The sequence below is a fragment of the Mycobacterium sp. genome, assembly GCF_032161845.1.
In the GTDB taxonomy this organism is placed as follows: Bacteria; Actinomycetota; Actinomycetes; order Mycobacteriales; family Mycobacteriaceae; genus Mycobacterium.
Genome location: NZ_JAVRQA010000026.1, coordinates 1 through 8205 on the forward strand (window position 1 = coordinate 1; position 8205 = coordinate 8205).

10 protein-coding genes are annotated in these 8205 nt (G+C 68.0%); 2 read left to right on the forward strand and 8 right to left on the reverse strand.

The window, feature by feature from the left end; genetic code table 11:
• Positions 1 to 794: methylmalonyl-CoA mutase family protein (locus tag QOD90_RS01475; protein ID WP_526345952.1), on the reverse strand; the 794-nt coding region annotated here is incomplete at its 3' end.
• A gap of 137 nt (positions 795 to 931) precedes the next feature.
• Between QOD90_RS01475 and QOD90_RS01480 the strand changes: the two genes are divergently transcribed.
• The gene (locus QOD90_RS01480) at positions 932 to 1681 is read left to right on the forward strand and encodes a TVP38/TMEM64 family protein (protein ID WP_526345954.1); all 750 of its coding nucleotides are present in this window, start codon (positions 932 to 934) and stop codon (positions 1679 to 1681) included.
• Positions 1682 to 1684: 3 nt separating this feature from the next.
• Here the strand turns inward: QOD90_RS01480 and QOD90_RS01485 are convergent, their stop codons facing one another.
• From QOD90_RS01485 to QOD90_RS01495, 3 genes are read right to left on the reverse strand one after another with little or no spacing between them, the layout of a single operon-like run.
• Positions 1685 to 2044, reverse strand: a complete 360-nt coding sequence (locus QOD90_RS01485) for a DoxX family protein (RefSeq protein ID WP_526345956.1) — start codon at positions 2042 to 2044, stop codon at positions 1685 to 1687.
• Positions 2044 to 3258, reverse strand: coding sequence for an SPFH domain-containing protein (locus QOD90_RS01490; RefSeq protein WP_526345958.1), 1215 nt, complete (start codon positions 3256 to 3258; stop codon positions 2044 to 2046). The genes QOD90_RS01485 and QOD90_RS01490 overlap by 1 nt, the downstream gene beginning before the upstream one ends.
• 22 nt (positions 3259 to 3280) lie before the next feature.
• Entirely contained in the window at positions 3281 to 3712 is a 432-nt protein-coding gene (locus QOD90_RS01495) for an NfeD family protein (protein WP_526345960.1), read from the reverse strand.
• A gap of 59 nt (positions 3713 to 3771) precedes the next feature.
• Here QOD90_RS01495 and QOD90_RS01500 point away from each other — a divergent pair, with 59 nt between their 5' ends.
• The gene (locus tag QOD90_RS01500; protein WP_526345962.1) at positions 3772 to 4659 is read left to right on the forward strand and encodes an Rv1486c family protein; all 888 of its coding nucleotides are present in this window, start codon (positions 3772 to 3774) and stop codon (positions 4657 to 4659) included.
• Here the strand turns inward: QOD90_RS01500 and QOD90_RS01505 are convergent.
• The 4 genes from QOD90_RS01505 to QOD90_RS01520 form a co-directional block, all read right to left on the reverse strand.
• Positions 4625 to 5695 (reverse strand): ferrochelatase, encoded by a 1071-nt coding sequence (locus QOD90_RS01505; protein ID WP_526345964.1) that lies wholly within the window; start codon positions 5693 to 5695, stop codon positions 4625 to 4627. The genes QOD90_RS01500 and QOD90_RS01505 overlap by 35 nt on opposite strands.
• Positions 5696 to 5708: 13 nt before the next feature.
• Positions 5709 to 6518, reverse strand: a complete 810-nt coding sequence (inhA, locus tag QOD90_RS01510; RefSeq protein WP_526345966.1) for an NADH-dependent enoyl-ACP reductase InhA — start codon at positions 6516 to 6518, stop codon at positions 5709 to 5711.
• 19 nt (positions 6519 to 6537) lie between these two features.
• Positions 6538 to 7254, reverse strand: coding sequence for a 3-oxoacyl-ACP reductase FabG1 (gene fabG1, locus QOD90_RS01515; protein WP_526345968.1), 717 nt, complete (start codon positions 7252 to 7254; stop codon positions 6538 to 6540).
• Positions 7255 to 7305: 51 nt separating this feature from the next.
• On the reverse strand, positions 7306 to 8205 hold a 900-nt coding region (locus QOD90_RS01520; RefSeq protein ID WP_526345970.1), incomplete at its 5' end, for a vWA domain-containing protein.

An 8205-nucleotide genomic window follows, 5' to 3' on the forward strand; every position in this document is an offset into this window, starting at 1 on the left:
GCGCCGATCCCGCCGTCGCCGAGCAGACGCAGGTAGGCCACGCCTGCGGCGATTGCACCTGCGAGTTCCCACGACGCACTGGCGCCGAGATCGTGCAGGGTGGATCCGTCGACGGTCACCGCGCGCACGCCGCCGCCGAATCCGACGGTCTTGGCAGCTGTCGCAACGACCTCGTCGGCCGTTGGCGCGGTCCGGTCGGTGAGTGACGCCGTCAACGGATCCGCGCCGAGATCGATCGACAGGGTGCTGCGCTTGTCCTCGGCGAAGTTTGACACCAGCGCCAACAGGGCATCCGCGGCGGCGACGTAGTCCGCGCCCGCCTCGACGATCACGGGGACGAGTTCGAGGAAGACGCCCTCGAGCATGCGGTCCAGGTCGGCCACCGCGGCGCCGCCAGCACCGACCCGCAACACGATCGCACTGACGCCGTCGGCCAATGCGGCGAGCACCGTGTCGTTGCCATCGGAGACGGCAGCGTGCCCTCCGGGGAGCGGGAACGACTCCGCCACCTTCCACCCCGACCTGACATCGCGCAGCGCGTCGCCGCCGCGGACGAAGGGCCACTGACCAGGCAGCGAAGGCTGAGGCAGGGCATCAAACCCGGTATAGAGGGGGCGGATGGGAAAGCCCTCGTACGTCGGCGAATCGAGGAGACGCTCGGGTTCGGGTCCCAGCTCGGAGGGGTCCTTGCGGCTGCTCTTCGCCAGCACGCCTGCGACCGCGGCGCGCCATCCCTCGCGGTCGGATTCCATCGTGCCGGCGCTGGCACTGGACCCCTGTACGGACACCGGCATCTCCCTGTTGTCGCACGTGTGACGAACCACCCGTCCATCAGGCTAAATGATCGGCATCACGCGTCATCCCCGTGGTCGGGGGTCGCACGGCCCCGCCGAGGGGAGGTATCTGCCAACGCCCCGTACCCTTGAAAAGCGTGAAGCCCGTCGTCAGCACGCTGCGCGCAGTCAGCGCCGCCGTCGTCGTGGCCGCCAAACAGGTTCCCCGGCGCCGTGTGCTGGCCATTGCGACCGCAGCTGTGATCCTCGTCGCACTCGTGCTGCTGGTACCCCTGCCCACTGCGCTTCAACTGCGCGATTGGGCCACCTCGGTCGGCCCATGGTTTCCGTTGACGTTCCTCGCCGCCCACGTCGTCGTGACGGTGTTTCCCTTTCCCCGCACCGCCTTCACCCTGGCCGCGGGGCTACTCTTCGGTCCCCTGCTTGGCGTCGGAATTGCGCTGGTGGCCAGCACTTTGAGTGCCGTCATCGCGCTAGTCCTGATCCGGGCCGCCGGCTGGCAGCTCAACCGGCTCGTTCGGCACCCAAGGGTCGACGCGCTGAACAGCCGGCTCCAGCAACGGGGTTGGCTGACGGTTCTTTCGATGCGGATGATCCCGGTAGTGCCGTTCTCGGTGTTCAACTACGCGGCGGGTGCCTCGGCGATCCGCGTGCTGCCCTACACCCTGGCCACCATCGTCGGGCTGCTACCGGGCACGGCTGCCGTGGTGATCTTCGGCGACGCGCTCACCGGCAACGTCAGCCCGCTGCTGTTCCTGATCTCGGTCTCCACCGCCAGCCTGGGCGTCGCTGGGCTGGTCTACGAGATCCGCAGCCACCGCCGTCACGCTCCGGTCGCCGCGACCGCATCGGAAGCCGACGCCGTCGAACCCGTCGTCACGCCCTGACTCTCACGTTGCCCGACTGGGCCCCTTCACCGTCAACGTCCCGTACAGGCCGAGAAACGCCGAAGCCGCGACCAGTGCCGGGCTCCAGTCCCTTGCCTTGACGTGAAAGGCGACGGCCAACGCGAAGTACACCGTGCACATCAACGTCGTTAGCCTGGCCAACGCCGGGAACCGGTAGACCGCCAACAACCCGATCGCCGAGGCACCCTTCGCAATCGGCAACACCGGCCGTAGTTCGTCGGCCAGTCCGACGTGGTCGAGGGCCTTCTTGATGGGTGCGATCTGCAGAGCGCACGCAACGGCATCACCGGCTTGAATCGCCGCCAGCGCCGCATACGTCCGCGGCGACGTCAGCGCGCTCACTACCCCGCGCTGCCGTGCCGGGGCGCCGGCGGTTGCGAATAGTCCACCGCGGGCGGCTGCGCCTGCTGCGACAACGGCGCGTACTGCGGCGGCCCGTCGATGGCACTCGAGCCCGGGGTACGGGCCTCGGCGACCGCCTGCGCGACCGCCTGTGCGATCTCGGGGTCGGACTTCGTGTTGAACCATTCGGCGACCTCGGCGGAGTCGTCCTCGGGCTTCGGCAGGTCCTCCTCCACCGGCGACGGCTGATAGCGGAAGACGCCGTCCTCGCCAGGTGCGCCGAGCATCTTGGTGAAACCCTGTAGCGCCGAACCGAAGTCGCTGGGGACCAGCCACACCTTGTTCGCCTCGCCCTTGGCCATCTGGGGCAGGGTCTGCAGATACTGGTAGGCGAGCATCTCGGGCGTCGGCCGACCGGCCTTGATCGCCGCGAACGTCTTCTCGATCGCCTTGGCCTGGCCTTGAGCCTGCAGGTAGGACGCGGCGCGCTCGCCCTGGGCGCGCAGGATGCGGGATTGACGATCGGCCTCGGCAGCCAGGATCGCCGCCTGCTTGGCACCTTCGGCGGAGAGAATCTGCGCCTGCTTCTGCCCTTCGGCCTGCATGATCGACGCCGCGCGGTTGCCCTCGGCCGTCAGGATCATGGCGCGCTTCTCGCGGTCGGCGCGCATCTGCTTCTCCATCGAATCCTGGATCGACGGCGGCGGGTCGATGCTGCGGAGTTCGACGCGTGCTACGCGTAGCCCCCACCTGCCGGTGGCCTCGTCGAGCACCCCGCGGAGCTGCCCGTTGATCTGGTCGCGCGAGGTCAGCGCCTGCTCCAACGTCATGCCGCCGACCACATTGCGCAGGGTGGTGGTGGTCAGCTGTTCGACACCGACGATGTAGTTGCTGATCGCGTAGACGGCAGCCTGGGGCTCGGTCACCTGGAAGTAGACGACCGTGTCGATGTTGACCGTCAGGTTGTCCTCGGTGATCACCGGCTGCGGCGGAAACGACACGACGCGCTCGCGCAGGTCCACTCTGGCGCGGATCTTGTCGATGAACGGCAGCAGCAGTGTCAGCTGCCCGGAGACGGTCTTGCTGTACCGGCCAAGGCGTTCGATCACCGCGGCCTCGGCCTGCGGAATCACCTTCACCGACTTGACCACGACGATGATCGCGAAGATCACCAACACCGCTGCCAGAATCAGCCCGAAGAAAGCACCATCCATGTTGCCGTTCCCTCCCTAACCTTCAGATGCCCTTGAAGACGACCGCGGTGGCGCCGTCGATGCGCACGACCGTCACGTGGTCGCCTGGTTCGAATACGTCGTCATCGTCGAGCGGTCGGGCCGTCCAGACCTGACCGTCGAGTTTCACCTGGCCTTCGTGGCGCGCCACCCGGTCGAGCACCAGCGCACCCTTGCCCTCGAGAGCCTTCATCGGCTCCGGAAGGCCGGTGCCCGCCGCGAACCGGCGGCGCAGTGCTGGCCGGACCGCGACCAGAAGCAACAGCGATACGGCCGCGAAGACCGCTCCGTCGACCCAGACCGGTCCACCGAACAGCGCGCTGGCACCCGCGGCCGACAACGCGCCGCCGCTGAGCATCAGCAGGAACAGATCACCGGTCAGCGCCTCAGCGCCGGCCAAGGCCAGTGCCGCGACCAGCCAGATCAGTGCACCCATGTCGCCAGCCTAACGTGTATCCCGCTCGCCGAGCCGTCAACAACTACACTGCGTGCATCATGTGGTGCCCCAGTGTTTCTCTGTCGGTGTGGGCCAACGCCTGGCTCGCGGGCGTTGCCGCGCCCGACGACGTCCTCGATGCGCTATCCCTATGGGCACCAAGGCATTCAGTAACCGCCTACGATTCCGTCGCGGCCGGTCGCACCGGGCTTCCGTGGCCCGATCTCACCGACGCAGGTGCGGTGTCGCTGCTGCAGACGCTGCGCACCGCAGCGGGGCCACCGTCCGGTGAGCCCATGATGGCCGTCGCGCTACCGATCTCTGGGGACGTGCGCGGATTGCCTCCCGGCACCCAGTTCACCCTCGACGCCGTCTCGGCGGGCGAGGCCATCACCGTGTGGCACGGGGGAAGCAGCGCGGTCGGTCTGGTCCCCGAGTTCGCCTACGACGAGACCGACCCCGACGTCCTCGATCTCGAAGACCACACCGGCGAGGAATCCACCGACCACTACCCGGAGCCGATCGCGCTGGCATGGACGGTCTACTCGCTGCCTGCGGTACCGATGGGCGGGCAATCGGACCTCGGGCACGAAGAATACGAACTGCGCGCCGCCGTGCGTTCCGCGGCAGACGCCCTCGGCACGCTTCGGGCCGGGATGACGTCGGCCGACGTCGCCGACCCTCGCGGCCTCGTCGAACAGATCCTCGAATCGGCGCGCCTGCACAGGGCACCCGACCATGCGCCGGAGCGTGCGCTGCGGGTCCTCGAGAACGCCGCCCACGTCGATGCCATCATCACGGTCAGCTCCGGGCTGATGCCGATCGGGCTTCAGTCGTCGTCGGAGATGCAGATCGCCAACGACGCGTTGCGCCCACTGGTAGGCGTCGTGCGTTCGGCGCGATTGGCTGCCGTCAGCGCGATCCTGCAGTCGGCGTGGCGTAGGTAGCCACGCACCGCGGGGACGACGAGCACGGCACGCCGTCGACGTCATACCCGCAGCCGCCCACCGCGTCGGGGTCGTCGGCACCCGGCGGCATCCGCGCCTCGGTTCGACCGTCCCGCAATTCGTCGATCAGGTCCATTACGAGTTGGGCAAAGCGCGGATCGGCGTTGGGCGTCGACGAGCGCGCAAGCGCGATACCCGCCCGGTCCGCCTGTTCGCGCAACTCGTTGTCGAGATCCCACACGACCTCGATGTGATCGGCGACGAAGCCGATCGGGCAGACCACCACGGCTTTGGTGCCCGCATCGGCAAGCGCCGAAAGGTGATCGCCCACATCGGGTTCCAACCACGGCACCTGCGGAGGTCCCGATCGCGATTGCCATACCTGGTCGTAGTCGCCGCATCCCGCCGCCTCGGCGACCAGCCGCGTCGCACGGGCGACCTGTCTGCTGTAGAGCCGGGGACCCTGGCGTTCGTCGGCGGCCACGGGCACCGAGTGGGCGGTGAACACCATTCGCGCGTCGGGCCGCAGGTCCTCTGGCAGGGCTGCGCGCGCCGCCTCGATGCCGTCGGCGAACATCTCCACGAAGAGAGGGTGGTCGAAGTACTGGCGGAGCTTGACCAGCTGGGGCGCCCCCTCCCCGACCGCGGCCCTCGCCCGAGCGATGTCCTCGTTGTACTGGGTACAACCCGAGTAGCCACCCCAGGCGGACGTCGCGAACACCGCGGCCCGGCGAACGCCGTCGTCGCGCATCTGCGCGACGGTGTCCTCCACGAACGGGTCCCAGTTGCGGTTTCCGAAGTAGACCGGCAGGTGCTCCCCGCGGCGGCCGATCTCGGCGCGCAACTGCTCGATCAGCGCACGGTTGATCCCGTTGATCGGTGAGACCCCACCGAAGTGCTGGTAGTGCTCGGCGACGCCGTCGAGGCGTTCCGGCGGGATGTTGCGACCACGGGTGACGTTCTCCAGGAAGGGCCGTACCTGCTCGGGTCCCTCGGGGCCACCGAAGGACAGCACCAGAAGGGCGTCGAAGGTCACCGCGGTCGATCCTCTACAGCAACTGAGTGCTGGCGCCGCCGTCGGCGTAGACGATCGTGCCGGTGGTGGCGGGTAGCCAGTCGGACATCAAGGCGCACACCGTCTTTGCGACCGGGGTCGGATCCTTCATGTTCCATCCCAGCGGCGCGCGCTGATCCCAGCCCTCCTCGAGCAGCTTGATCTGATCGCCTGCGGCGTCGCCGAGCGCGCCGCCGACGATGGCGCTCATGGCCAGCGTCCGGATAGGTCCTGCGGCAACCAGATTCGAGCGAACCCCGTACTGTCCCGCCTCACGGGCGACGAAGCGGTTCACCGACTCGAGTGCGCTCTTGGCGACGGTCATCCAGTTGTAGGCGGGCATGGCACGAGTTGGGTCGAAGTCCATTCCCACGATCCCGCCGCCGGAGTTCATGATCGGCAGGAGGGCCTTGGCCAGCGACGCGTACGAGTACGCCGAGATGTGAATGCCCTTCGCGACGTCCTCGTAGGGCGCGTCGAAGAACGGGTTGATGCCCATCCCGGTCTGTGGCATGAAGCCGATCGAGTGCACGACGCCGTCGAGCTTGTTGCCCTCACCGATCACCTCGGTGACGCGCTGCGCGAGGGTCGAGAGGTGCTCGGAGTTCTGCACGTCGAGTTCCAACAGCGGAGCCGGATTCGGTAGACGATCGATGATCCGCTGGATCAGCTTCATCCGGTCGAACCCCGTCAGCACCAGCTCTGCGCCGGCCTCCTGGGCGACCTTCGCGATGTGGAACGCGATCGACGAATCGGTGATGATGCCGGTGACGAGGATCCGTTTGCCCTCGAGAAACCCTGCCATGTGAAAGTCCTTCTCTCTCTTAGTGGCCCATGCCCATGCCGCCGTCGACGGGGATCACCGCGCCGGCGATGTAGCTGGCGTCCTCGGACGCCAGGAAGCTGACGGCCCCGGCGACCTCTTCTGCGGTGCCGATCCGCTTCGCGGGGATGAACTCGAGCGCACCCGCTTGAATGCGCTCGTCCAGCGCCTGGGTCATCTCGGTGTCGATGTACCCGGGCGCCACCACGTTTGCGGTGACCCCGGCCTTGGATAGTTCCCTGGAGATCGAGCGGGCCATGCCGATCAGGCCGGCCTTGGAGGCCGCGTAGTTGGCCTGGTTGCCGATCCCCCAGCTGGCGGAGACCGAACCGACGAAGATGATCCGGCCGAACCGCTTGCGCTGCATGCTGCGCGAGGCCCGCTGGGCCACCCGGAACGCGCCGGTGAGGTTGGCGTCGATGACCTTCTCGAACCTCTCCTCGGTCATCCGGATCAGGAAGGCGTCGGCGGAGATGCCCGCGTTGGACACCAGCACCTCGACCGCGCCCTGATGCTCCTCGACTTCGGTGAAGGCGCGATCGACGGCGGCGTTGTCCGTGACGTCACACACGACCCCGAAGAGCCCGTCGGGCGCCCCGGAGCCACGGTGTGTGACGGCGACCTTGTGACCGTCCGCCGCCAGCCGCTGCGCGATCGCGAGGCCGATGCCGCGATTGCCACCGGTGACCAGAACAGAGCGTGAAACGAAGTCCGGCATGACCGTCAACCTATCGTCTCGCGTAGGCCCGGCCGAAATCGGCCGGGCTCGTCAGCCGGGTAGCCGGCGGTTGATCAGCAGTGCGGCCAGGGCCGCGAGCGCAAGCACCAGCGAGCCGAGTCGGAGCCATCCCACACTCGCGTCGCCCTTGATGGTCTCGTAGCCGATCTGCTCCTGCAGTGAGGTGAACACGGCCTTGAGCTGCTCCAGGCTCGACGCCGTGTAGGCGTTGCCGCCGGACAGTTCGGCGATCTTCTGCAGCATCTCGTCATCGACCGGCACGGGCTGGCGTTGGCCGTTGATCTCGACGTAGCCGTACTTCGTGCCGAAGGACACCGTGGAGATGGGCACGCCCTGGTCGTCGGCGGTGCGGGCGGCGGTATAGGCGCCCTTCGGATTGTCCGGGTTCGACGGCACCGTCTCCTTGCCGTCGGACATCAGGACGATGCGCGCGGGCGGCGGGGCGTCGCCACCGCCGATGACCGCGCCAACCGTCGCGATGGCTTGCAGCGCGGTGAAGATGCCCTCACCCGTCGCCGTGCGGTCGGCCAGTTGCAGCTTGTCGATGGCGGCCTTGGTGGCGTCGCGGTTGGTCGTCGGCGACACCAGCACCGTCGCGGTGCCCGCGTAGGCGATCAGCCCGAGGTTGATGCCTGCCGTCAACTGGTCGGCGAACTGCTTGGCAGCCTCCTGGGCGGCGGCCAGTCGGCTTGGCGCGACGTCGGTGGCCCGCATCGACTGCGACACGTCGATCACCAGCATCACCACGGCGCGGTTGCGCGGTGTCCTGACGTCGTTCTGCGGGCCGGCCATGGCGATGGTGAAGAGCACCAGCGACAGCACCAGCAGGATCGCGGACAGGTGCCGCCAGCGGGCGGGCCGCTTGGGGGCCACGCTCTCCAGCAGTTCCATGTTGGCGAAGCGCAGCATCCGCTTCTGCCTGGCCGCCTG